General features: G+C 61.0%; 21 protein-coding genes. 9 read left to right on the top strand and 12 right to left on the bottom strand.

The genetic code is table 11. From position 1 onward, the window contains the following. Positions 1-19: 19 nt before the first annotated feature. A complete protein-coding gene (locus tag TMS3_RS17080) occupies positions 20-574 on the bottom strand; it encodes a DedA family protein (protein ID WP_025166502.1) in 555 nt (184 codons plus the stop codon). A gap of 40 nt (positions 575-614) precedes the next feature. Next, complete coding sequence (locus TMS3_RS17075) at positions 615-1,211, bottom strand: phosphatase PAP2 family protein (protein WP_025166501.1); 597 nt, start codon at positions 1,209-1,211, stop codon at positions 615-617. A gap of 372 nt (positions 1,212-1,583) precedes the next feature. Between TMS3_RS17075 and rloA3 the strand changes: the two genes are divergently transcribed. Together rloA3 and TMS3_RS17065 are read left to right on the top strand one after the other, a co-directional pair. Next, a complete protein-coding gene (rloA3, locus tag TMS3_RS17070; protein WP_025166500.1) occupies positions 1,584-2,117 on the top strand; it encodes a retropepsin-like aspartic peptidase RloA3 in 534 nt (177 codons plus the stop codon). Positions 2,118-2,277: 160 nt separating this feature from the next. After that, positions 2,278-3,474 carry an MFS transporter gene (locus tag TMS3_RS17065; RefSeq protein WP_025166499.1) on the top strand — a complete coding sequence of 399 codons (1,197 nt, stop codon included), beginning with the start codon at positions 2,278-2,280 and terminating at the stop codon, positions 3,472-3,474. Positions 3,475-3,576: 102 nt separating this feature from the next. Here the strand turns inward: TMS3_RS17065 and TMS3_RS17060 are convergent, their stop codons facing one another. From TMS3_RS17060 to rsxC, 3 genes are all read right to left on the bottom strand, one after another. After that, entirely contained in the window at positions 3,577-4,326 is a 750-nt protein-coding gene (locus TMS3_RS17060; RefSeq protein WP_025166498.1) for a TIGR01458 family HAD-type hydrolase, read from the bottom strand. Between the two features lie 329 nt (positions 4,327-4,655). After that, on the bottom strand, positions 4,656-5,615 hold the full coding sequence (locus TMS3_RS17055) for an RnfABCDGE type electron transport complex subunit D (RefSeq protein ID WP_025166497.1): 960 nt from the start codon (positions 5,613-5,615) through the stop codon (positions 4,656-4,658). Further along, the gene (rsxC, locus tag TMS3_RS17050) at positions 5,612-7,012 is read right to left on the bottom strand and encodes an electron transport complex subunit RsxC (RefSeq protein ID WP_025166496.1); all 1,401 of its coding nucleotides are present in this window, start codon (positions 7,010-7,012) and stop codon (positions 5,612-5,614) included. Before rsxC ends, TMS3_RS17055 begins: the two co-directional genes overlap by 4 nt. Before the next feature lie 566 nt (positions 7,013-7,578). Here rsxC and TMS3_RS17045 point away from each other — a divergent pair. The 4 genes from TMS3_RS17045 (at position 7,579) to TMS3_RS17030 (ending at position 9,754) form a co-directional block, all read left to right on the top strand. Beyond that, positions 7,579-7,986 (top strand): GFA family protein, encoded by a 408-nt coding sequence (locus tag TMS3_RS17045; protein ID WP_025166495.1) that lies wholly within the window; start codon positions 7,579-7,581, stop codon positions 7,984-7,986. Positions 7,987-8,047: 61 nt separating this feature from the next. After that, positions 8,048-8,500 (top strand): DUF302 domain-containing protein, encoded by a 453-nt coding sequence (locus tag TMS3_RS17040; protein WP_025166494.1) that lies wholly within the window; start codon positions 8,048-8,050, stop codon positions 8,498-8,500. A gap of 388 nt (positions 8,501-8,888) precedes the next feature. Further along, positions 8,889-9,314: a YciI family protein gene (locus TMS3_RS17035; protein ID WP_025166493.1), complete on the top strand. Its 426-nt coding sequence runs from the start codon at positions 8,889-8,891 to the stop codon at positions 9,312-9,314. A 26-nt stretch (positions 9,315-9,340) separates the two neighbouring features. Next, on the top strand, positions 9,341-9,754 hold the full coding sequence (locus TMS3_RS17030; RefSeq protein ID WP_025166492.1) for a VOC family protein: 414 nt from the start codon (positions 9,341-9,343) through the stop codon (positions 9,752-9,754). A gap of 92 nt (positions 9,755-9,846) precedes the next feature. On the opposite strand, the gene ggpS is transcribed toward TMS3_RS17030, so the two are convergent. The 6 genes from ggpS to phhA form a co-directional block, all read right to left on the bottom strand. Then, the gene (ggpS, locus tag TMS3_RS17025; protein ID WP_025166491.1) at positions 9,847-12,105 is read right to left on the bottom strand and encodes a glucosylglycerol-phosphate synthase; all 2,259 of its coding nucleotides are present in this window, start codon (positions 12,103-12,105) and stop codon (positions 9,847-9,849) included. Positions 12,106-12,241: 136 nt separating this feature from the next. Then, complete coding sequence (locus TMS3_RS17020; protein ID WP_025166490.1) at positions 12,242-13,507, bottom strand: MFS transporter; 1,266 nt, start codon at positions 13,505-13,507, stop codon at positions 12,242-12,244. Between the two features lie 164 nt (positions 13,508-13,671). Further along, positions 13,672-15,009: a DUF2254 domain-containing protein gene (locus tag TMS3_RS17015; RefSeq protein WP_025166489.1), complete on the bottom strand. Its 1,338-nt coding sequence runs from the start codon at positions 15,007-15,009 to the stop codon at positions 13,672-13,674. A gap of 113 nt (positions 15,010-15,122) precedes the next feature. Then, positions 15,123-16,322, bottom strand: a complete 1,200-nt coding sequence (locus tag TMS3_RS17010) for an amino acid aminotransferase (protein WP_025166488.1) — start codon at positions 16,320-16,322, stop codon at positions 15,123-15,125. Continuing rightward, positions 16,319-16,675 (bottom strand): 4a-hydroxytetrahydrobiopterin dehydratase, encoded by a 357-nt coding sequence (locus TMS3_RS17005; RefSeq protein ID WP_025166487.1) that lies wholly within the window; start codon positions 16,673-16,675, stop codon positions 16,319-16,321. Before TMS3_RS17005 ends, TMS3_RS17010 begins: the two co-directional genes overlap by 4 nt. Positions 16,676-16,779: 104 nt before the next feature. Further along, positions 16,780-17,565, bottom strand: coding sequence for a phenylalanine 4-monooxygenase (phhA, locus tag TMS3_RS17000; RefSeq protein ID WP_025166486.1), 786 nt, complete (start codon positions 17,563-17,565; stop codon positions 16,780-16,782). Positions 17,566-17,822: 257 nt separating this feature from the next. Between phhA and TMS3_RS16995 the strand changes: the two genes are divergently transcribed. Beyond that, complete coding sequence (locus tag TMS3_RS16995) at positions 17,823-19,376, top strand: sigma-54-dependent phenylalanine hydroxylase transcriptional regulator PhhR (RefSeq protein ID WP_025166485.1); 1,554 nt, start codon at positions 17,823-17,825, stop codon at positions 19,374-19,376. A 106-nt stretch (positions 19,377-19,482) separates the two neighbouring features. Continuing rightward, complete coding sequence (locus tag TMS3_RS16990) at positions 19,483-20,055, top strand: hypothetical protein (RefSeq protein ID WP_025166484.1); 573 nt, start codon at positions 19,483-19,485, stop codon at positions 20,053-20,055. Positions 20,056-20,190: 135 nt separating this feature from the next. Here TMS3_RS16990 and TMS3_RS16985 read toward each other — a convergent pair whose 3' ends face one another. After that, positions 20,191-21,330 (bottom strand): alkane 1-monooxygenase, encoded by a 1,140-nt coding sequence (locus TMS3_RS16985; protein WP_025166483.1) that lies wholly within the window; start codon positions 21,328-21,330, stop codon positions 20,191-20,193. Positions 21,331-21,511: 181 nt separating this feature from the next. Here TMS3_RS16985 and TMS3_RS16980 point away from each other — a divergent pair, with 181 nt between their 5' ends. After that, complete coding sequence (locus TMS3_RS16980; RefSeq protein WP_025166482.1) at positions 21,512-22,171, top strand: GntR family transcriptional regulator; 660 nt, start codon at positions 21,512-21,514, stop codon at positions 22,169-22,171.

Here is a 22,171-nt window from a genome sequence, read left to right as displayed (position 1 = left end):
CCTGTCGACGCGCCCGGGTTCAGGGGCTGCGACGCCGGTGCCGCAGCAGGCCGAATAGCAGCGCCGTGGCGATGATAAGCAACAGTGCGGCCTCCTCATAACGTTTGATATCGGCAAACAGCCATTGCAGTGTCTGCCCGAACAGATAGCCGGCTCCGGCGATCAGCGGCGCCCAGAGCGCGGCACCGATCACGTTGAACAGGATGAAGCGCCAGGCGGGTACTTCGCTCATGCCAATCGCCAGCGGGCCGACGATGCGCAGGCCGTACATGAAGCGCACGCCGACTATCACGCTCACTTGATGCTGCAGCAGCATGCGATTGACTCGCTGAGCGCCGGGTTGCCAGCGAGGAAAGCGCCTGATCAGTTGCTCGCCATACCGGCGGCCGAGAAAGAAGAAAAACTGATCACCCAGCACGCCGCCGCATAAGGCGATCAGCACCACCAGCGGGAATGACAGATAGCCCTGATGTCCGGCAAAGCCCGCGAGCACCAGCATGCTTTCACCCTCAAGCAGCGAGCCGGCGAATACCGCGAGGTAGCCATAATCGGCGAGCAACTGAGTCAGGGTCATTGATCATCCTTTGCGCGAGTTGGCGAAGAGTTGAGCGGATTTATTCCCGCACCCAGCCTTTGGCTATCGGTAGAGCAAACAGCAGCCGGTAGAGCGACTCGAGCGCGGTCAATAGACGTGAGCCGAGCACCGAATTGTTCTGCAGGGGGACTGCAACCCTGCATGCAGCGTATGCCACCAACAGTGCCCCGAGGATATCGAAGGGAAAGTGCACACCCAGGTAGACGCGCGCCCAGCCTACGACTATCCCCGACAGCAGAAGCGCAGCAGCGGTCTTGCGCAGTGCGCTGACGAGCAAGGCAAAGCCCAGGCTGAACAGTACGGTGGCGTGATCGCTGGGAAAGGAGGCCTCCGGCGCATGCGCCAGAAAGGTCTGTCCCAATCCGAGCATAAAGGGCCGCGGATGTGGCCAGAGCGTGCTGATCAACTGGCTACAGATCAATGCCAGGGCAACGCTCAATACGCCAGTCAATGCTGCCGTTCGCTGTTCGCGACGGCCCCATAACCACAGCCCCGCCAGTAGCAGCGGCACTGCATAGATCAGCCACTCGGCTAGAAGCGTCGCAAGCGTGATCATCGCAGTCGAGGGGGTGTTGGCATTAAGCAGCAGGAACAGCGACTGGTTCAGTTCTTCCATCGGGCACTCTCATGTAAGGACGAGGTAATAGTTGGGCTTTGTTCGCGAGCACAGGCTACCGACTGCTAGCTGAAATTTTAGTGAAGGTGGGGCTTTACTCACTCACCAACCGTTCGACGAATGCGGGCGGCCGTTAGTGCTTAAGCGATTTGCCCAGGTGCTGCCGGCATATCGTCTAGATCGGGGATGTCACCGTCGAGCGTTTGCGGCGCGACTCAGCGCTCGAGGATGGCTCGTTGGCGCGAGTTTCCAGTACCAGGTAAGAGGGCCGAATGCGGGTTTCGCCTGGTATCGCTGGTGGTTTCGGCCTAACGTTTTTTTGACACGGGCTCGGCTATGGTCGGCGCTCACTCGAACTGAGGTACTCACCTGATGAACCGTTTGGCCAGCTTGATGCTCCCGCTGCTGCTGATCTTCGCCGCGCCTGTGACCTTCGCTGCAGCAGCGTCCACGAAAGCACCACAAGTGTTCGGCTGGATCGAGGAAGGTTTGGTCCAGCCGGAAAACATCGCGGTCAAAATCAAGCTCGACACTGGCGCGCTGACCTCGTCCATGGATGCCAAGGACCTGCAGCCATTTCATAAGAACGGGGAAAAGTGGGTGCGCTTCAATGTCGAACTCAAAGACAGCAACACCGGCAAAGTGGTCAGTGCCCCGTTCGAGCGTCGGGTCGAGCGCACCGTGAAGGTTCGCGGTGCGGGCGGGGCAGAGCGGCGTCCAGTGGTGCTGATGAACATCTGCATCGGTAAGCAGATCTACTCCGAACAGTTTTCCCTGAAGAACCGCGGCAAGATGAATTACCCGGTGTTGATTGGCCGCCGAACGCTTGAGCACCTGGGTATGGTGGATGTTTCCAAGACCTTCACCCTCGAGCCGCACTGCGCTAAAAGTCTGGCGGCGCGATAAAGTCCAAGCAGTCCCTGCTGACCGGCGGCAGCCGCAGCCATCCAGTGAGCCCGAGCGGAAAAACAGGGGCGCCTCTATCCGTCTGAGCGCATACAGGTTCTACCCTTGAACTCAGGCGCATACGCAATAAAGCCGCCGTAACCACGTCGAGGCAATTGATATGCAAGAGCTCGCGGCCACCTCGGTCCGCGCCATCCCGCGTACGGTTTGGGCGCTGGGCTTGGTCAGTTTGTTCATGGACCTGTCCTCGGAACTGGTGCACAGCCTGCTGCCGGTATTTCTGGTGGGCACCCTGGGCGTTAGCGTGCTGACCGTCGGCCTGATCGAGGGCGTGGCCGAGGCGACCGCGTTGATCGTCAAGGTGTTCTCCGGGGCGCTCAGCGATTTCATTGGCAGGCGCAAAGGTTTGCTGCTGCTTGGTTATGGCTTGGCCGCCTTGACCAAGCCGCTGTTTCCCCTGGCGGCCTCAGCAGACACGGTGTTTACCGCGCGTATCCTCGACCGGGTCGGCAAGGGGATTCGCGGTGCTCCGCGCGATGCGCTGGTCGCTGATGTGGCCACGGCGGAAATTCGCGGCGCCTGCTTCGGGTTGCGCCAGTCACTGGACACGGTGGGGGCCTTTCTCGGGCCGATCCTGGCGATTCTGCTGATGCTGTGGTTTGCCGGGGAGATCACCTGGGTGTTGTGGTTCGCGGTGATACCCGCAGCCGTGGCGGTCGGTCTGCTGCTGTTCGGGGTCAGTGAGCCTAGCCAGGAAGGCTCCGGTCAGCAGTTTCGCTCGCCGATTAACCCCCGCTCTTTGCGCCAGTTTTCCCGGGCCTACTGGTGGGTAGTCGGGATCGGTGCGGTGTTCACTCTGGCGCGGTTCAGTGAGGCGTTTCTGGTGTTGCGGGCACTGCAGTCAGGATTTTCCGCCACCTGGGTGCCGCTGGTCATGGTGGTGATGGCAGCGTTCTACATGCTCTCGGCCTACCCTGTGGGGAAGTGGTCGGATCGCGTCAGCCGTACGGCCTTACTGGGCGCCGGCTTGCTGTTGTTGATTGTGGCCGACCTGGTTCTGGCCTACGCCGATTCGAGCGCGATGGCGCTGCTCGGCGTTGCCTTGTGGGGGCTGCACATGGGCTTTAGTCAGGGCATTTTGGCGTCACTGGTGGCGGACACCACGCCAGCTGACCTCAAGGGCACCGCCTTTGGCCTCTTCAACCTGGCCAGCGGGCTTGCGTTGCTGTTGGCCAGCGTCATTGCAGGGTGGCTCTGGCAGGAGTTCGGTGCTGCAGTGACCTTCTATGCTGGGGCCGGCTTTTCAGTCGTGGCGCTGCTTCTGCTGTTGACACGTCGGCGCCTGATTGAGACCTGAAAGGCCGGTGATTACCCCGGTAATCGTCTGTGTTCATGTCTCGCCAGCCATTGAAGGCGCGGTAGTCGGCTGCGGCAGGTTGGCTGGGCAGGGACGTCGGGCTCAGCAAAAACGCTGTACTGCCTCGGCCAGGTCTTTGGCCAACAAGGCCCCCGGCGCTTTGCCTTCGTCGCCCGAGCGGTACTTGCCCGTTTGCACCAGGCAGCCCAGCAATCCGGCTTGCTGGGCCCCAAACACATCGCTCTCGACATCGTCGCCGATCATCAAGGCATCGCTTGCGGCCACCCCGAGTTCCTCAAGGGCGCCGGCGAAGAACTCCTTCGAGGGCTTGCCAAGGATCAGTGCCTGAACCCCGGCGGCATACTCCAGCGCCCGTACGAAAGGGCCGGCGTCCAGGCGCAGGGCGCCGCGGCTGTGGAAGTAGCGGTTGTCGCCCATGGCCAGCAGGGGCGCGCCAGCGAGCAGCAGGTGGAAGGCGCGCTCCAGGTGGGCGTAATCGAAACGCTCCTCGGCATCGCCGAGCACCACCGCATTGGGCTCGGCTTGCTCGAGCAGGTCGGCGAACTCCTCCTGCAGATTCCGGTGGATCAGCCAATAGGGGCGCAAGCCCTGGGCCTGCACATAGCTGCGCATGGCTTTCGGCGCACTGTAGATCTGCTCGGGTGTGATGGCGTAGCCCATGCCCGTGAGTTGCCGGTGAATCTCGACGGCGGTAAGGCGCGAGGTGTTGGTTACCAGGCGCAGGGGATGGCCCTTGCTTTGCAGCGCCTCGACCGCCGCAACCGAGCCTGGCAAGGGCAAGGCGTCTTGATACAACACACCACTGATATCGAGTAATACCGCCTGGGGCATGGCCTGATCCTCCACTCTGCGCTCACTGTACAGCGCGTCTGCGCTGCCAACAGCCATAGCATAGGCTGACCGCTTCGGTGCAAGACCGTCGTGAGTAACTGGCGCTTCCACTGCGACCACGAGAAAACTGCTTGCCGAGTACTTTTCCTCCGACCGGCACGACTTGGCCGTAGCCGACAGTGAGGAAAGCGATTGGGGATCAGCCGATCGGGTTTGCAGATGACGAAACCCCGCCGTCCAGCAACGACAGGGCAACTATGTTTTGGCGGGGCAACTATGTTTTCGGCCTTGATCAGGGGCGGGCTAACAGGTGTCTGCTTTTCCTGCGCCTATCCTGCCAGTACCGCGCGTTGGTCATACCAGGGGCGTTGCAGGCTCTGCACCAGGCGATCGATCTGCGGTACCAGCAGGTTGGCGGCCAGTACAGCGAAGCAGAGACCATCGGCGTACAGCCCGAACTCGCGGATCAATTCGGTCAACGCGCCGATGGTAGCGCCGAACAGGATGCGGCCGGCACGCGTATCGGGACTGGTGACCGGATCGGTGGCGATGAAGAAGGCGGTGAACAAAAGGCCGCCGAGGCTGAGGCTGTACAGGCTTTCCTGTGGGGTGTGGCCGGCTGCCAGGCACAGCAATGCCGTGCTGCCGAGCATCGCCAGCGGAATCTCGATGCGAATCACCCGCAAGACAGCCAGTATTAAGCCGCCGGCTATGTAGCCGTATCCCGAAAGATTGGGGGTGGTCGGGGTGAATTCCCCCAGGGCCAGCTGTGTGGCGCCGGCGAACGCATCGAGGCTGAGGCGCGGTGCCAGTTGCAACTGCTGCAGAAGAACCTCTTTAGCGTCCAGGGTAAGGGTCCAGGGAGCCAGGTTCGATGGCGCTGGGTACAACTGTTGGTAGAAGCAGATGGCGATGATCCCCAGGCCAACCATGGCAGGGTTTAGGCGGTTGCGGCCAAGGCCGCCACTGCCGTGTTTACACAGTGCGAGGGCGGCAAAGCTGGCCAGCGCGATCATCCATAGCGGCACCAGCAGCGGCAGTGCCCGAGCCAGAATCAGGCCAAGCACCAACCAGCTCAGGTCGCTCAAACCCTCGCGTACATTACGTCTGCGCAGGCGCAGCAGGCCGGCTTCGAAGCCCAGGGCCAGCAGTACGCACCAGAAGGTCTGCAACCAGACCACGCTGCCAAATTGCCAGGCATACAGGGCGGTGCCCGGCAGCAGGCACAGGCTGACCAGCAGCATCAGTGTTTGGAGTCGGTGCGGGGCAGGGCGGTGGACCAGGCTCATTGACGCATCTCCATCTTGCTCTGGCGAAAGCTGTCGCGCAGCGGCAGATTGCTGGGGCAGCTACTGGTGCAGCTGCCACATTCGATACAGGCATCCAGCTGCAGCGCCTGCAAGCTGGCCTGGTCCTGGCTTTGGGCGGCGGAGTAGAGGTCCAGCGGCCGCAGCGACATCGGGCAGACGTCCACGCAGCGGTTGCAGCGGATGCAACTGCCCGCGGGTTCTGCTGCCGGCAGGTAGCGCTCGGCGCCGAAAATCAGGCAACTACTGGTCTTGCTGATGACAGCGCTGGGGTCTGGCAGGGGCTGTCCCATCATCGGACCGCCGACCTGGGTCAGCTGGCTCTCGGCAAAGGCACCAGCAACCGCGCGCAGTGCAATGACCGGATAGCCAATCGGCACTTCGACGTTGCCGGGGCGCTCACAGCCCCCGGTCAGCGTCAGCACGCGCGTGATCAGTGGCTCGGCGTGGAACACGGCGCGGCCCAGTGCATGAAGCGTCGCGACATTCAGCGCCAGCACGCCGATCTCGGCGGGCCGGGCACCTGGCGCCAGGTTGCGACCGCTCAGGCTCTTGATCATCAGCGGTTGGCCACCTGCCGGGTAGCGCGTCGGCAGCGGACAAATCTCGACCGAGGTACGCGCCTGGCGGGAGGCGGTACGCAACGCCGCCATCGCCTCGGGTTTGTTGGTTTCGACGCCGAAACGGGTCTGCTCGATACCCAGCAGGGTGGCCAGGTAGTCGGCGGTCTCGATCAGCGTCTCGGCGCGCTCGCGCATCAGGCGGTCGTCGCAGGTCAGGAAGGGTTCACACTCGGCGCCGTTGATCAGCAGCAGGTCGGGTTGCTGGGCACCTGCCAGCTTCAGGCCCGTGGGGAAGCCCGCCCCACCCAGGCCAACGATGCCCATCTGCAGCGCTCGCTCGACCAGCGCTTCGGGCGTTTGCGGTGGTACCAGCACGGGGCGCGTGAGCCACTGATCCAGACCGTCGGCGCGCAGAGTAACCGCCAAAACCGGTTCGGCTGAGTCGGCCGCGAAGGTGGGGCCAATCTGTTGCACGGTGCCGGAGGTGCTGGCGTGCACCCAGGGGGTGTTGCCATCGCCCATACCGATCACCTCGCCCTTGCGCACGTACTGCCCCGGCTGCACGCAGGGCTCGGCGCATCGGCGCCCCCGCTCGAGCGGGATCGCTAGCAACATGTGTCCGGCCGGCAGCGGAGCAATCGGCGTGCTGTTGGATAAATGCTTGTAGCCCTTGAGCTTGAGCCCACCGCGCCAGTGGTGCGGTGCCGGCGTGGCGATGGAGATCAGCCTGCGCCAGAAGGGGGTCGCTGGCGATTGGCGTTGGCCGAGGAGCGCTGGCTGCATGCGCTCGGCGATCGGAAAGGAATGACTGGACATTTTCCATCCTTCAATTTTTGGACACAAAAAATCCCTGTGCGGTTATGCACATAGGAGAGTTTTGCTCCGGGGGTTGAGGGAAAAACGAGGCGGGACACTCGATCACTCACTAGGAGAGTCAGAGCGCTAAATGGGAAAGTTGTTCATTTATTGATCAGTTCTGCCGACAAGTGGTAGGTCAGCAGTCATCCAGTGTGACGATCTGCATGAGTACTTCTAGGCGCTGTGGACGATGTCGGCGGGGTGTCCAGGCTGTGCTCGGGTTAGTCGCTGTTGGTGTTTCGGCAGCCTGCCTCGAGCTGCAGGCGGTACGACTCGACTGTCTATAGCGCGCGATCACAAACAGATCGCGATACCCATTGCCATTGCAGGGGGTGGGCAGAAAAAAGGCTGTTTTATAGTTGTTCTAGATACATCCCTGGAGACTCTCCAAATTCAGTCATAGGCGGGACTCGTGCCCCAGGCACATACCACCCATACCGAGCAGAAATGCTAGCCTGCTACGGTGTGGTTAACGGCAGCCTTTCAGGTGCTGCCGAGGGCCATCAGTTCAGAGGGGGTAAGGGATGCAGGCAGTAATCGAGGGCGGGTGTTTGTGCGGGACAGTCAGATTCTCGCTGAACAACGAGTTTGCGAAGTTTTATCTGTGTCACTGCAGTCAGTGCCGGAAGATCACCGGCAGCTCGAATGCCGCCAACCTGTTCACCGCACCGCAGAACATCGAGTGGCTGTCGGGCCAGGCGAGCATGAAGCGATTTGACTATCCGGGTAGGGGGTTCACGAGCGTGTTCTGTACCGAGTGTGGTTCGGGCTTGCCCTACCTCAGCAAGAGCGGCAAGGCCTTGATTGTGCCGGCCGGCTGCTTGAACGATGAGCCGAATATCGCCCCGCAAGCCAACATATTTTGGCTGGAAAGAGCAGGGTGGTTTGAGTCTGGGGTCAGTGCCGAGCATTTCGATGGCTTTCCAACCTGAAAACTTAACCGGACGTTTATGGGGCCTCCTCGCAAACGTTCGAATCTGCAAGGAGCTCCCCATGAAGCTAGTACGCTCGCTCGTCGCCCTGACGATTTTCACCTTTGCATCGATCGTCGTGGCCGCCGATGGTTTGATTGTGGTCAATAGTCCGCACAGCGCTGACGGCACCATGAGCCGCCTTGAGGATGTCGTGAAGCAGCGGGGCCTCAAGGTATTTGCACGCATCGACCATGCTGCCGGCGCCGCCAAGATCGGCAAGACCTTGCGACCCACCGAAGTGCTGATCTTTGGTAATCCTCAAGGTGGCACGCCACTGATGCAGTGCGCGCAGTCCATGGGCATCGACCTGCCGCTCAAGGCGCTGGTCTGGGAAGACGATACCGGCCAGGTCTGGCTGGGTTACAACGATCCGGCCTATTTGGCTCAGCGACACGGCGTCGCCCAGTGTCCGGCCATCGATAACCTGCAAAAGGCGCTGGCCAGCATTGCCAAGGCCGCGGTCGCGCGCTAGCGGCCTGGCTCAGGCCGTGGGCGAATGTCAGGCGGTATATCTGCTGTCAGTCTTGTAGCTACAGACCCGCCGGGTAGGGCCGCAGGCGCTTGCCGCTCTGTGGACGGGCACAACGCAGATTTGCACTGGCTATTCGCTAACCAGGCCATCGCGCTTTCTTACTCCGCAGCATGCCTCTGCTGCCCTGAACTGTCATACGTTGCGGGACACAGCCTGACTGTTTTGTGGTGATCGGTTGTGAGTGCTCTGCGTAGAAGAGGCGTTTGTCGGCCGTAAACAAAAAAGAAAAAATCCACGTCCTGTCTATTTTGCTGTTGTCGGTTCGACTAGTAAGCAGAGTCAGTGGGCAACGGCCCTGGCTCGCTATCCATTACGAGGAGGTAAGACGATGCGATTTATGGTGATGATCAAGGCCAGCCAGGAGTCTGAAGCAGGGATGATGCCCAGTGAGGAGTTGCTCACGGCGATGGGGCGGTACAACGAGGAGCTGGTGCAGGCCGGAGTACTGCAGGCCGGCGAGGGTTTGCAGCCGAGTGCCAAGGGCGCGCGGGTGAAGTTCTCAGGCAGCCAGCGCACGGTGATTGACGGCCCCTTTAGTGAAACCAAGGAGCTGATCGCCGGCTTCTGGATATTCCAGGTGAAGTCACTGCAAGAGGCAATCGAATGGGTGAAGCGTTGTCCAAATCCTATGCCGGGCGAGTCCGAGATCGAGATACGCCAGGTATTCGAGGCCGAAGACTTCGGCGCCGAGTTCACCCCCGAGTTGCGCCAGCAGGAAGAGTCAGTTCGCGCACAACTCAGCAACAAGGCGTGAACCGCTGACAGCCAAGGGAGTACGACATGAAAATCAATGCTTATCTGACGTTCGACGGCCAATGCGAGGCCGCTTTCAAGTTCTACGCACAATGCCTGGGTGGCACCCTCGAGGCGATGTTCACCTTCGGCGATACCCCTGCCGCTGGCGATGTGCCTGAGGGCTTGCGCGACAAGATCATGCATGCCCGCCTGGTGGTGGGCGATCAGGTGCTGATGGCCTCCGACAACCACCCGGAACGTCCTTATGAGGGCATCAAGGGCTGTTCTGTCTCACTCAACGTCGACAGCATTGCAGAGGCCGAGCGCATCTTCAGTGCTCTGGGGGAGCAGGGACGGGTTGAGATGCCGCTGCAGCAAACCTTCTGGGCTGCGCGCTTCGGCATGCTGGTCGATCGCTTCGGCGTGCCCTGGATGATCAACTGCGAAACGGATCAGTGAATAAAGGCACATACGACGCTGACGCACGCATTGCCCTCAGCAACGCCTGGCCCCAAGCGAATCGTACTTGAGGCCAGGCCGTTCGGCTTGGTTCAGGATGCCAGGATAAGCGGCTCTTCCACCTCGGGCTCCGCCACGCCGGCGAGGAACTCATCGCCCCAGCGGCGGATGTCGTTGTAGCTGACGATGTCGAACAGCTCACGCAAGCGGGCTTCGGCTTCGACTTTGGGCAGGTTCAAGGCCATGTAGCAGGTTTGCACCATGTCCATCGGGTCGTGGGGGTTGGTCAGCAGGGCGCCTTTGAGTTCGGCGGCGGCGCCGGCAAACTCGGAGAGCACCAATACGCCACGGCCACCGAGCAAACCCTGGGCGGCGACGAATTCCTTGGCCACCAGATTGAGTCCGTCACGCAGCGGGGTGATCCACATCACGTCGGCCATGGCGTACCAGGCGCTGACTTCCTCGAACGGCAAGCTGCGGAAGAAGAATTGCAGCGGCGTCCAGCCGATCCGCGCGAAGCGTCCGTTGATCCGTCCGACCGCTTGCTCGATTTGCGCCTGCAGTTCGTCATAAATAGTCATTTCCTTGGCCGCCGGCACGCAGACGGTGACCAGGGTGACCTTGCCCAGCAGTTCCGGGTTTTCCGCCAGCAGGCGTTCGTAAGCGTTGAGCTTTTCCAGGATGCCTTTGGTGTAGTCGAGGCGCTCGACCGAGAGGATCAGCTTAACCCCGGCCAGCTCTTCGCGCAGGCGAGTCATCATCTCGCGGATCTTCGGGGCGGCCAGGGCGTTGCGCACCCGATCGATATCCAGGCCAACCGGATGAGCGCCGAGCTTGACCACCCGGCTGCCGGTATCGACCGCAGTGGTCATGCGCTCCAGGCCCACCGCACAGCCATAGGTTATAAAGCGCGGCGCGCAGTTCTGCCGGCTGACGGTTTGCAGCGGGGTGACGCCACGGGCAGCATCGACGAAGTTTTCAACCTGACGCGGGATATGGAAACCGATGTAATCACACTGCATCAGGCTGCCGATAATCTGTCGACGCCACGGCAGTACGTTGAACACGTCTGCCGAAGGGAAGTAGGTGTGGTGGAAGAAGGCGATGCGCACGTCGGGGCGCAGTTCGCGCAGGTAGCCGGGAACCATCCACAGGTTGTAGTCATGCAGCCACACGGTCGCACCCTCGGCAGCTTCCAGGGCAGTGCGCTCGGCGAAGGCGCGGTTGACCTTGAGGAACACCTGCCAGTCCTCTTCGCGAAACTGTGCACGCTCCCAGAAGGTGTGCAGCGTCGGCCAGAAGGCTTCCTTGGAGAAACGCTTGTAGAAGATATCGACCTCTTCCTTGGTCAACGCCACGCGCGCCGCGGTGAGCAGCGGGTAACGTTCGGCATCCACAGTGGTGTGGGTGTCGAAGGGCTCATCGGCGTCTTCGTGCACGGCCCAGGCGACCCAGGAGCCCTTGCGGCCATCGCCGAAGAAGCTCAGCAGGGTGGGGATAATACCGTTCGGCGAAGTCGGCCGGCGGCGTTGCAATTTGCCATCGACGCGATGCTCTTCATAAGGCAGGCGGTGGTAAACCATGACCAGATCGGCTTTGCCCGGTTGCGCAGCCTGGCGCGTCTCGGCGGCGATTCCGCGTTCTCCGAGGAAACCGAAATGGGCAATGGCCTGGAGGATGCCACCACAACCCGAGCGGCTGGCGTGCAACACCTGTGGGCACTGGCGGGTCTGCTCCAGCAGTTCCGCCTCGGAGTCACCCACGCAGACGCCCATCAGGCCGCTGGTGAGCATGCTCAGGTCATTCAGGGTATCGCCGGCGACCAGCACCTGATCGCGCTCGAGGCCGAGCAAGTCGACCAGCGCTAGCAGGCTGCTGCCTTTGTTCACGCCGCGCGGCAGAAAGTCCAGATAACGCTCGGCGGAGTACAGCAGGTCGCAGTCGAGCTGCTCGGCGATGGCCTTGAGGGCTGGGTCGGCGCTGCGCTCGGGGCTGCAGAAGTACGAGCAGCGGCGAGTCTGCGGCACGTCTTGGCGCTGCATGTCGGGATAGTCGATCAGGGCAGAAGCCACCTGAGACTCACCCGGCCAGCGTGCGTCAATGTCGTTTTGCAACGGCTGGATCGGCTGCAGGGTGTCGCCGTGATAGAGGCTGGCGCCGACGTCGGCGATGATGTAGTCCGGCTGCGGCAAAGTCGGGTCGTCAAGCAGCGGCAACACCGTCTCCAGGCTGCGCCCGGTGACGTAGGCCAGTTGGATGTCCGGGTGCGAAGTGATGGCTTGATAGAGGCTGAGGCGATCCTTGGAGTCGCCGGTGAGAAAAGTTCCATCGAGATCGGTGGCAAGTAGCATGCGCTGTCTCCCTGTCCAAAAGTGGTTAAGTTGACGCGCCGACCTGGGCCGACGTGCTCAGTAGTGGGCTGGCTCACTGCAGGGCGGCCGCCGCTGTGCTCATGTAGCTGCACGTACTGTGCTTGTACTGCTGCAGCTACAGTGAAGAGGGTGGTGCTTGCTCGTGGTTGTCGCTGTGCTCAATGGGCGGCGCATCGGGCATCAACTCCAGCACGGTATGGCTGGTGCGCAGCATCGGCATGAAGTGCCCGTGAGGCTCGCTGACCAGGTCGCTGACGTGGCGCAGACGATAGAAGGTATAAGCCGCGAGCAACCCCAGAACGGCGGCGAAATACAGTGGTAGCGCCTGAGCGCCGAGCTGTTGCATCAATATGCCTGCAAGCATCGGGCCGCATACCGAGCCGATCCCGTTGACCATCAACAAGCCGCTGGAGCCGGCGAGAATCTCATCGCTGTGCAGCTGGTCGATCAGCTGCGCGACGGCAATCGGGTAGATGGCGAAGGCCAGACCGCCCCAGACGAAGATCAGCCCGAGTAGCAGGTTACCCGCGGGCAGCAGGCTCATCAGCGCGGCGACCAGTACCGCCAGCATCACCACCCAAAGCAGTACCAGGCGTCGATCGTGACTGTCTGAGTAATGACCGATTGGCCACTGCAGCAAGGCGCCGCCAAGAATCGTGCTACTCATCAGCAGACCGACGCCCGAGGCATCGAAACCAAGCAGGTTGGCATACACCGGCGCCATGCCCCAGAAGGCCCCGAGGGCCAGGCCGGACAGACCTGCGGCGACCAGCGCCAGGGGCGCCACGCCGGCCAGCTGGCGCAGATTGGTGTGCAGCGTCTCCGGTAAGCTGGGCTGCGCCTGTCGGGTCAAGGTGATGGGCATCAGCGCGGCGCTGATCAGCATCGCCGCGAGTACGAACAATATAAAATCCGTCGGTTGCGCCAGGCCAAGCAACTGCTGCGCAGCCGCCAGGGCACCGAGGTTGACCGCCATGTAGACGGCGAAAATCTGACCGCGCTTGTCGTTGGGCGCCTGCGCGTTGAGCCAGCTCTCGATCACCATATACAGGCTGACCAGCGCCAGACCGTAGAGCACCCGCAGTCCCAGCCATACCCAGGGATTGACGATCAGCACGTGGAGCAGGGCGGTGATGGCAGCCAGCGCGGCACAGAAGGCGAAGGCGCGGATGTGCCCAACGCGACGCACCAGCGGAATCGCCAGCCAGGTGCCGAGGAGAAAGCCGACAAAATACCCGGACATAATCAGTCCGAGCATCCCGGTGGAATAGCCTTCGGCTACGCCACGCAGAGTCAGTAAGGTATTGAGAAGGCCATTGCCGAGCAGGAGTAAAGCAACCCCGCCCAGCAGTGAGCTGATCGGGACAATATGAGACCACATGGCGAGCTACCCTAGGGGAGTATTGCCTCAATGGCAAGCAGGAAACGCGCCAGGGTGATGCGGGTGTATGGCATAAGTATTTGTTTTTAAAAGAATATTTTATGGTATTTGAAATGTTTGGATTATTCCGAGCTGAATAGTGCACTTATTTGGTGCGCAGTGACTTAGTCCTGCGGGATATTGATCGGTTTTAATGCAGGCGCATGCTTGCCAGATACCCGGTTAATCCGTGTGACCAGCGCATTGATTTCTTCTCGATCGCGGCGAATGGCCAACTGCTGGTCGGCACTGTCCAGCACGCTCTGTGCGTGCCTGATCAGGTCGCTTCGCTGGTTTTCTCGAGTGGTTTGATACAACAAGTTTTTGAACGCTTGCAGTAGGCAGACCAACACGCTGACGTCGTTGCTGCCATAGGAGCGGATCGGCCCGAGTATCTGCAGCAGCATCTGATCCAGTGTCAGTTCGCGGTAGAACAAGCGCGGCGACTCTTTAGTCAGCGGCGCAATATCCAGGTCGGGAAGCGTCAGGCGCTGACTAAACAGCACGCTGAGCATGTCGATGGCTTTTATCGCCGTGCCTGGGTCATTGATCCCTGGACTTAGTGCCTTTACTGCGATTTCCGAAATTTGCTTGCAGCCGAAGTAGTAGTGCGAACTGGCGTACTCCTCGATGAAAAAGCCAAAGCAGTCGAGCAGTTGCTCGCACACTTCCTCCTCGACTTCACGATCAAGCTTGAACAGGGGGTAGCCCTTGGTGACAAAGAAGCCTCGGTGAGCCAGCACGGTCATACGCAGCTTGTGCTGGCACAACAGGGCGTTGACTGCTGAGACATTCACCGCCTTGAAGTAGCCGTTGCATGTCGAGTGGACTAGCGGCCAGTCTTGGGTGTCGGGCCAGCAGGGCGGCTCTTCGCACTCCGAGAGTTTACGTTCGCGCCCCGCGAGTTTCTCCAGGGTAGTGCGATAGAGGCTGCTGAGAATGTATTCGACCTGAATCGACTGGGAAATGGAGCGAATGAAATGCACGAATAAGCCCAGGCAGGCGATACCCAGACCTAAGGTAATCAGCACGCCCAGGCTGGGGACTTTATCGATGCCAGCCTGTTCTATGGTGGTGATCAGCAGCAGTGCATAGAGGATGGTGCCGAGGTAGAAGCCCAGGGTTTTCTGGTGGCTTTTACTGCTGATAAGGCCTGGGATCACTCGAGGCGACAGTGCCGCGGAGGCGTTGTTGAGTACCACCATGACCATCGAAAAGCTGAACACCATCAGTGTCAGGATGCCACCGACCAGAGTGCCGAGGATGAGTCGGGCATTTTCGGCATTACGTACCAGGCCCACGTCGACGCGTTCCTTGATGGCCAGCAGCCAGGGTTGATATTCGATGGAGATATTCAGCAGACACAGCAAAAAGAAACCCAAGGCGATCAGCGTCGGGTAGAACGCCAGGCTGTGGATGACGTGCTGGTAACCGCGGAATACGATATTGGAAAGCTTGCCCACTGGAGGTTCTACTTCGGCGAATGACGGTGCTAAGACTATAGCGATAGCGCAGCCCGTGTCGCGAGCAGAACACAGCCGGCGCAAGGCCGGCTATGGGAGGAGAGCTGCAATGCTCAGGGCTGACACACTTGCGCGATGACCCCCGCCAGCTGGTCGAGACGGCTGGCATCCAGGCCGGCGACGTTGGCGCGGCCGGAGCCGACCAGGTACACGCTGTGTTCATCGCGCAGTCGTTGCACCTGCTGCGGCGACAGGCCGGTGTAGGAGAACATTCCGCGCTGCACGCCGATATGCGCGAAGCGCTCTGCCAGGCCATGTGGCTGCAAGGCCTCGACCAGGCCTAGGCGCAGGCCTGCCACGCGCTGGCGCATGCTCTCCAACTCGCTCATCCACAGCGCTTTGAGTTCGCTGTCATTAAGGATGCTGGCGACTATGGCGGCGCCATGGGCCGGCGGTGTCGACCACAGGTTGCGGGCTATCGAAGCCAGCTGGCTGCGGATATTCAGCAGTTGTTCGCTGTTGCTGGCGCACACCAACAAGGCGCCGATGCGTTCGCGGTAGAGGCCGAAGTTTTTTGAGCATGAGCTGGTAATCAGCAGCTCGGGCAGTTGCTTGGCGAACAGACGCACGGCCCAGGCATCCTGTTCCAGGCCATCGCCGAAGCCCTGATAGGCGAAGTCGATCAATGGCAGCAACTCGCGCGCCTTGACCACTTCGAGCACGCGATACCAGTCATCCTGGCTCAGGTCGAAACCGGTCGGGTTATGGCAACAGGCGTGCAGCAGCACCACGTCGCCCCGAGGCAGCTGGGCCAAGGCTGTCAGCATCGCCTCGACGTCGAGCCTGTTGTCTGCATTGACATAGGGGTAATGACCGACCTTGAGGCCGGCTGCGGCAAACAGGGTCTCGTGGATCGGCCAGGTCGGGTCGCTCAGCCAGATGCCGCGCCCCGGTAGGCTGTGGGCGATAAAGTCGGCAGCCAGGCGCAGTGCGCCGGTGCCGCCAGGGGTCTGAGTGGCTGCTGCACGTTGTTCGCCGAGCGCAGGAGAGTCCTCGCCCAGCACCAGTTCGGCCAGGCGTGCGGTAAACAACGGATCGCCATGGCCGCCGACATAGCTCTTCGTTGTCTGCTGGTCGACCAGGCGCTGTTCGGCCAGTTTGACCGCCTGGGGGATAGGTGTCAGGCCCTGGGCGTCCTTGTAAACCCCCACGCCCAGATCGAGCTTGTCCGGGTTAGTGTCGGCACGATAGGCCTCCATCAGGCCGAGAATCGGATCGCCGGGCACCCGTACGATCTGGGCGAAATGGCTCACTTGCGACCCTCTGCGTTGCTCGCGACCACGTCAGTGCGCGCGGCCATGATGAAGTCGTTACGGTGCAGGCCCTTCATCTCATGGCTCCACCAGGTGACGGTGACCTTGCCCCACTCGGTGAGCAGCGCAGGGTGGTGGCCGACTTCCTCGGCGATGGCGCCGACGGCGTTGCTGAAGGCCAGGGCGTGCTTGAAGGTGCGGAACAGGAAGACTCTTTCCAGTTCCATGTGCCCGTCACGGACTTCGATGTTCCAGTCGGGGATTTCCTTGATCAGTTCGGCCAGTTCTTCATCCGAGACTTTCGGGGCATCGGCGCGGCAGGCTTCGCATTGGGCTTGGCTAAGGGCGGTCATTTAGGGGCTCCAGAATAGGTCGTTAAACACAAGTTAGGTTAGGCACCTGCACAGCCTTTTCCACCTTGCACATACTGGATGGAAAGGCCTGTCGTGGTTCCAGCTTACGCCGCTTTCGGTGGGAATTTCGGTGCGCGTAGGCCCAGCTGCATGGCCTGATGCGCCAGCGTCATGATGTCTTCATGGGCCAGGTCGAACAGGCGCTTGAGTTCCGGCAGGACGAAATACAGCGGTTGCAGGATGTCGATACGATACGGCGTACGCATGGTTTCCAGGGCATCGAAGGGTTGATGCTCGGGCTCGCCAGACAGGCAGTAAACGGTTTCTTTCGGCGAAGAGAGGATGCCGCCGCCGTAGATCTTGCGACCCTGCGGGGTGTCGACCAGACCAAACTCGATGGTCATCCAGTACAGCCGAGCGAGGTAGACGCGCTCCTCTTTGCTGGCCTTGAGACCGAGCTTGCCATAGGTGTGGGTGAACTCTGCGAACCAGGGGTTGGTCAGCAGCGGGCAGTGGCCGAAGATTTCGTGGAAGATGTCCGGTTCCTGCAGGTAGTCCAGTTCTTCCGGGGTGCGGATAAAGGTCGCCACGGGGAATTGCTGGCTGGCCAGCAGCTCGAAAAAGGTCTGGAACGGAATCAGTGCGGGCACGCGAGCCACACGCCAGCCCGTACTGGCCTGCAGCACCTTGTTCACCTCTGCGAGTTGCGGGATGCGCTCATGCGGCAGGCCCAACTGCTCGATGCCGTCCAGGTACTCCTGGCAGGCACGGCCTTCAATCACCTTCAGTTGGCGGGTGATCAAGGTGTTCCACACCTGATCCTCGGCTTCGGAATAGCGGATAAAGCCATTGTCGTCCGGTTGCCGAGCCACGTACTGCGTGCTCTTCATCATTGCCTCCTGCGGGGGCTTTTGTTGTTGTGTTGGACTATGGATACCGCAGGTGGTGCTGCTTTTCAGCCAGGGATGCAGCTGGATGGGGTCGCAGATGGGCATTATTTCGTAAAGAAATAGTTACGTTGTCGCCGCCGCAGCCAAGCATCGCCTTGCCGTCCGGCTAGGCTGTCACATATTCTTGACGGAAAATACGGCTCAGCGAGCGATAGATTGCTCCGTAGCCCATTAAAACCCCGTGTTCAGGGCCCGCCATGCGTATCAAAGTTCATTGTCAAAACCGGATTGGCATTCTGCGTGACATCCTCAATCTGCTGGTCGAGTACGGCATCAACGTCGCGCGCGGTGAGGTCGGGGGCGAGCAGGGCAATGCCATCTATCTGCACTGTCCCAATCTGATCAATCTGCAATTCCAGTCATTGCGCGCCAAGTTCGAGGCGATACCCGGGGTGTTCGGGGTCAAGCGCGTCGGCCTGATGCCCAGCGAGCGGCGTCACCTGGAGCTGAATGCCTTGCTTGGCGCGCTGGACTTTCCGGTGCTGTCGATCGACATGGGCGGCAGCATAGTCGCCGCCAACCGCGCCGCCGCGCAGCTACTGGGGGTGCGCGTGGATGAGGTGCCGGGCATTCCACTGGCGCGCTATGCCGAGGATTTCGACCTGCCGGAACTGGTGCGCGCCAACAAATCGCGGATCAATGGCCTGCGGGTCAAGGTCAAGGGCGATGTGTTCCTCGCCGACATCGCACCGTTGCAAACCGAGCATGACGAGAGTGATGCGTTGGCCGGCGCGGTGCTCACCTTGCACCGTGCCGACCGGGTCGGCGAGCGGATTTACCACGTGCGCAAGCAGGAGCTGCGCGGCTTCGACAGCATCTTCCAGAGCTCCAAGGTGATGGCCGCAGTGGTGCGTGAGGCGCGGCGCATGGCGCCGCTGGACGCCCCGCTGCTGATCGAAGGCGAGACCGGCACCGGCAAGGAGCTGCTGGCGCGTGCCTGCCACCTGGCCAGCCCACGTGGGCAGTCGCCGTTTATGGCGCTGAACTGCGCCGGCCTGCCGGAATCCATGGCCGAGACCGAGCTGTTCGGCTACGGCCCGGGCGCCTTCGAAGGGGCTCGGCCGGAAGGCAAGCTGGGTCTGCTGGAACTGACCGCTGGCGGCACGCTGTTCCTCGATGGCGTCGGCGAGATGAGCCCGCGCCTGCAGGCCAAACTGTTGCGCTTTCTGCAGGATGGTTGTTTCCGCCGGGTCGGCAGCGACGAGGAGGTCTACCTGGATGTGCGGGTGATCTGCGCGACTCAGGTGGATCTCTCCGAACTGTGCGCCAAGGGGGAGTTCAGGCAGGACCTCTATCACCGCCTCAATGTACTCAGCCTGCACATTCCGCCGCTGCGCGAATGTCTGGATGGCCTGGCGCCTTTGGTCGAACACTTCCTCGACCAGGCCAGCCGGCAGATCGGATGTCCGTTGCCCAAGTTGGCGCCCCAGGCGCTGGAGCGACTCGGTCACTATCACTGGCCCGGCAACGTGCGCCAGCTGGAAAACACACTGTTCCAGGCCGTGTCGCTGTGCGAGGGCGGTACGGTCAAGGCCGAGCATATCCGCCTGCCGGACTATGGCGCGCCGCAACCCTTGGGTGAGTTCTCGGTGGAAGGGGGCTTGGACGCTATCCTCGGGCGCTTTGAAAAGGCAGTGCTGGAGCGTCTGTACAGCGACTACCCGAGTAGCCGGCAATTGGGCAAGCGCCTCGGCGTATCGCACACCACCATTGCCAATAAACTGCGACAGCATGGGTTAGGCAAGGAGTAGGACGAGGCAGTTAAGTTACTTGTTGATACAAATGATAAGCCGTATCATTCGTCTTCAATGATGGCCGCAGGGAGTGCACGCCTGGATAACAATGAAGGTGAACCCCATGCTCAAACTTCTCCTGGTCTATGGCCACTTGCTCGCTGCCTGCATCGCCCTCGGCACCCTGCTGCAGGCGGATCACAAGCTCTGGCGCTGGCGCAAGGAGTTGTTGGACCCTGCGCAGCGTGAGCAGCTGACCGAGATTCAGACGATCGTTAGCCTGGCGCTGCTGTGTCTGTGGGGCTCAGGTTTGTTGCTGGTGATGCTGGGGTACCGCGAAGAGGGGGTGGACTATCTGCTCAATCAGAAGCTCTGGGCCAAGGCCAGTGTAGTGACGCTGCTGACTCTGAACGGCATGCTGCTGCACAAAATAGGTTTTCCTTTGTTGCATCGGGCGCCTTTCGTCTCCCTGTCCAGTTCTGCCCGGACTCGGCTTGGGCTCTTGGGTGCCCTGTCGATGAGCAGCTGGCTGTTTGCCGCTTTTCTCGGTGTGGCGCGGCCGTGGAACCATGCCATGCCTTACCTGCATATGATGGGTGCCTTTGCCGCGCTGCTGCTGGTGGCCTGCGCCGTAGCGATTGTAGTGGTACGGGCGGCGGGTACCGAGCAGGGCGATGCGACTGCGGAGGCGTGTTAGACCGCGCAGCACCCACGTGACAGGGGCTGGCGGGTGAGGTCCTAGTTCCCTGCGTTCGGCAGCAAAGGTTCTTCATCCGCTTCGGTTAAGCCACAACAGGTGCTCTCTCTCGGATGCCTGTTGCGCGCGTAAGGTTCAGTGGCTGACGTGCTGCGAATCGCCCAGTTGGTGCTCTTCGCCGGCATAGTAAGCGCGTACCCGTGGGTCCATCACCGCGCGCCAGAGTGGCGGAATCAAGGCCAGCACGATCATGCCGGCATAGCCATTCGGCAGTTGCGGGCTGTCGTCGAAGTGGCGCAATACCTGGTAGCGTCGCTTGGCGAAGGCGTGGTGGTCGGAGTGACGCTGCAGGTGGAACAGAAATAGGTTGGTCAGCAGGTAGTTGCTGTTCCAGGAGTGCTTTGGGTTGGTGCGCTCGTAGCGGCCGTCATCCAGTTTGCGCCGGTGCAGGCCATAGTGTTCGACGTAGTTGACGATCTCCAGCAGGGTCAAGGCAACGAAGGATTGACCGAGGAAGAACAGCACGCCGAGCCAGCCAAAGGCCAGGCTGAAGCCGAGCAGAAATGCCGCGCTGATCGCATACCAGCCGATCAACTCGTTGCGCCAATGCAGGGCCGGCAAGCCTTTGCGCTTGAGACGTTGGGCCTCAAGCGCCCAGGCATTGAGGAAATTGTGCTTGTAGGCGCGAGGTAGGAAGGCATACAGACTCTGACCATAGCGCGCAGAGGAGGCATCTTCCGGGGTGCAGACATGTACATGGTGGCCACGCAGGTGTTCGATCTTGAACCCCGCATAACACACCGCCGCCAGCAGCAGACCGCCGGCGTTTTGCTCAAGCGGCGGGTCCTTATGAATCAGTTCGTGCGCCACTGTGATGCCAATAGCGCCGGTTACCGTGCCCACTGAAAGCAGCCAGCCAAGTTGGCCAATCCAGTTCCAGGCGTCATATGAGGCAAACACCCAGCCGGCCCAGATCAGCATGCCAAGCAGCAAAGGCACGGTGCTTAGGCTCAGCAAGCGGTAATAGCCTTGGCGCTCCATGGCAGGCACTTCGGTATCCTCGCTGGGGTTCGCCGGATCGCGGCCGATCAGTCCATCGAACAGCGGAATCACCCCGAACACCGTGCCGACCACCAGCCAGGCCCAGGCATTGGCGTATGCGCTGTCCAGTGACTCGCGATAACTGAGCGGAATGCCGAGGACCGGGATCAGCCAGATCCAGTAGCCGACTTTTTTAACGGAAAGTATCCAGTGTGATGGCAGACGCTCAAACATGGGGACACCATTGCGACTTGGCACGCGATTGTATTGTAGGATTGTAGGACAATTGTTGGTGATTGCCTTCCTGTAAAACCCCACCTTTCGGGCAGTTAGCCCGCGCTCCGCCATCTTGGTCAGGTAACACCCTGTGTTACACTCGCCGCCCTCCGCGGTCTCTACGATTTCAAGGAACACCATGACGTTCAAGGCACCGGACAGCCTCGCTGAGCAGATTGCTCATTACCTTGCTGAACGCATCATCCGCGGTGAATTGAAGGAACGTGAGCGCATTCAGGAACAGAAAGTCACCCAGGCGCTTAACGTCAGTCGCGGCTCGGTACGCGAGGCGCTGCTGATCCTCGAGCGCCGCCACTTGATCGTCATCCTGCCGCGCCGCGGTGCCCAGGTCGCTGAACTGACACCCGACAATGTGAAGAGCCTCTACGCCCTGGTTATGGAGCTGTACATCCTGCTCGCCCGGGCGGTAGCCGATGGCTGGCGCGAGGAGGCTGACCTGGCGCCGTTTCTGGCGATCCAGCAACGCTTGCAGGAGAGTTCTCAGCGCGAGGACATCAACACCTTCGTGCAAGGCAGCTTCGATATCATGCGGGCGGCATTTCCGTTCTCGAACAACCCCTATTTGCAGGAAACCGTCGAGAACCTGTTGCCGGCGATCAGCCGTACTTACCATTTGGCATTGGAGCGGCGTAAAGGCGAGATGGGCCAGTTCCTCGAGACCTTCGCGACCTTGCTGCAGGCGATCATTGCCCGCGATCATGGGCAAGCGCGCGACGTGCTGCTCGGCTACGGTGAACACAATTGCCAGCTGGTGCTGGCTGCACTGGCCGAGCGCTAA

The sequence above is a fragment of the Pseudomonas taeanensis MS-3 genome, from assembly GCF_000498575.2.
GTDB classification, from domain to species: Bacteria; Pseudomonadota; Gammaproteobacteria; order Pseudomonadales; family Pseudomonadaceae; genus Aquipseudomonas; species Aquipseudomonas taeanensis.
The sequence above is the reverse complement of the archived record's forward strand: the minus strand, read 5'-3'. Positions and strand labels throughout refer to the sequence as shown.

What these genes read in the sequence shown, in the direction of transcription:
- TMS3_RS17020 (WP_025166490.1), bottom strand. Translation starts at nt 13,507, where the DNA reads ATGTGGTCTCATATTGTCCCGATCAGCTCACTGCTGGGCGGGGTTGCT.
- ggpS (WP_025166491.1), bottom strand. Translation starts at nt 12,105, where the DNA reads ATGCTACTTGCCACCGATCTCGATGGAACTTTTCTCACCGGCGACTCC.
- TMS3_RS17005 (WP_025166487.1), bottom strand. Translation starts at nt 16,675, where the DNA reads ATGACCGCCCTTAGCCAAGCCCAATGCGAAGCCTGCCGCGCCGATGCC.
- TMS3_RS17080 (WP_025166502.1), bottom strand. Translation starts at nt 574, where the DNA reads ATGACCCTGACTCAGTTGCTCGCCGATTATGGCTACCTCGCGGTATTC.
- TMS3_RS16990 (WP_025166484.1), top strand. Translation starts at nt 19,483, where the DNA reads ATGCTCAAACTTCTCCTGGTCTATGGCCACTTGCTCGCTGCCTGCATC.
- TMS3_RS17035 (WP_025166493.1), top strand. Translation starts at nt 8,889, where the DNA reads ATGCGATTTATGGTGATGATCAAGGCCAGCCAGGAGTCTGAAGCAGGG.
- TMS3_RS16980 (WP_025166482.1), top strand. Translation starts at nt 21,512, where the DNA reads ATGACGTTCAAGGCACCGGACAGCCTCGCTGAGCAGATTGCTCATTAC.
- TMS3_RS17030 (WP_025166492.1), top strand. Translation starts at nt 9,341, where the DNA reads ATGAAAATCAATGCTTATCTGACGTTCGACGGCCAATGCGAGGCCGCT.
- TMS3_RS17065 (WP_025166499.1), top strand. Translation starts at nt 2,278, where the DNA reads ATGCAAGAGCTCGCGGCCACCTCGGTCCGCGCCATCCCGCGTACGGTT.
- phhA (WP_025166486.1), bottom strand. Translation starts at nt 17,565, where the DNA reads ATGAAGAGCACGCAGTACGTGGCTCGGCAACCGGACGACAATGGCTTT.
- TMS3_RS17045 (WP_025166495.1), top strand. Translation starts at nt 7,579, where the DNA reads ATGCAGGCAGTAATCGAGGGCGGGTGTTTGTGCGGGACAGTCAGATTC.
- TMS3_RS16995 (WP_025166485.1), top strand. Translation starts at nt 17,823, where the DNA reads ATGCGTATCAAAGTTCATTGTCAAAACCGGATTGGCATTCTGCGTGAC.
- TMS3_RS16985 (WP_025166483.1), bottom strand. Translation starts at nt 21,330, where the DNA reads ATGTTTGAGCGTCTGCCATCACACTGGATACTTTCCGTTAAAAAAGTC.
- rloA3 (WP_025166500.1), top strand. Translation starts at nt 1,584, where the DNA reads ATGAACCGTTTGGCCAGCTTGATGCTCCCGCTGCTGCTGATCTTCGCC.
- rsxC (WP_025166496.1), bottom strand. Translation starts at nt 7,012, where the DNA reads ATGTCCAGTCATTCCTTTCCGATCGCCGAGCGCATGCAGCCAGCGCTC.
- TMS3_RS17040 (WP_025166494.1), top strand. Translation starts at nt 8,048, where the DNA reads ATGAAGCTAGTACGCTCGCTCGTCGCCCTGACGATTTTCACCTTTGCA.
- TMS3_RS17075 (WP_025166501.1), bottom strand. Translation starts at nt 1,211, where the DNA reads ATGGAAGAACTGAACCAGTCGCTGTTCCTGCTGCTTAATGCCAACACC.
- TMS3_RS17060 (WP_025166498.1), bottom strand. Translation starts at nt 4,326, where the DNA reads ATGCCCCAGGCGGTATTACTCGATATCAGTGGTGTGTTGTATCAAGAC.
- TMS3_RS17055 (WP_025166497.1), bottom strand. Translation starts at nt 5,615, where the DNA reads ATGAGCCTGGTCCACCGCCCTGCCCCGCACCGACTCCAAACACTGATG.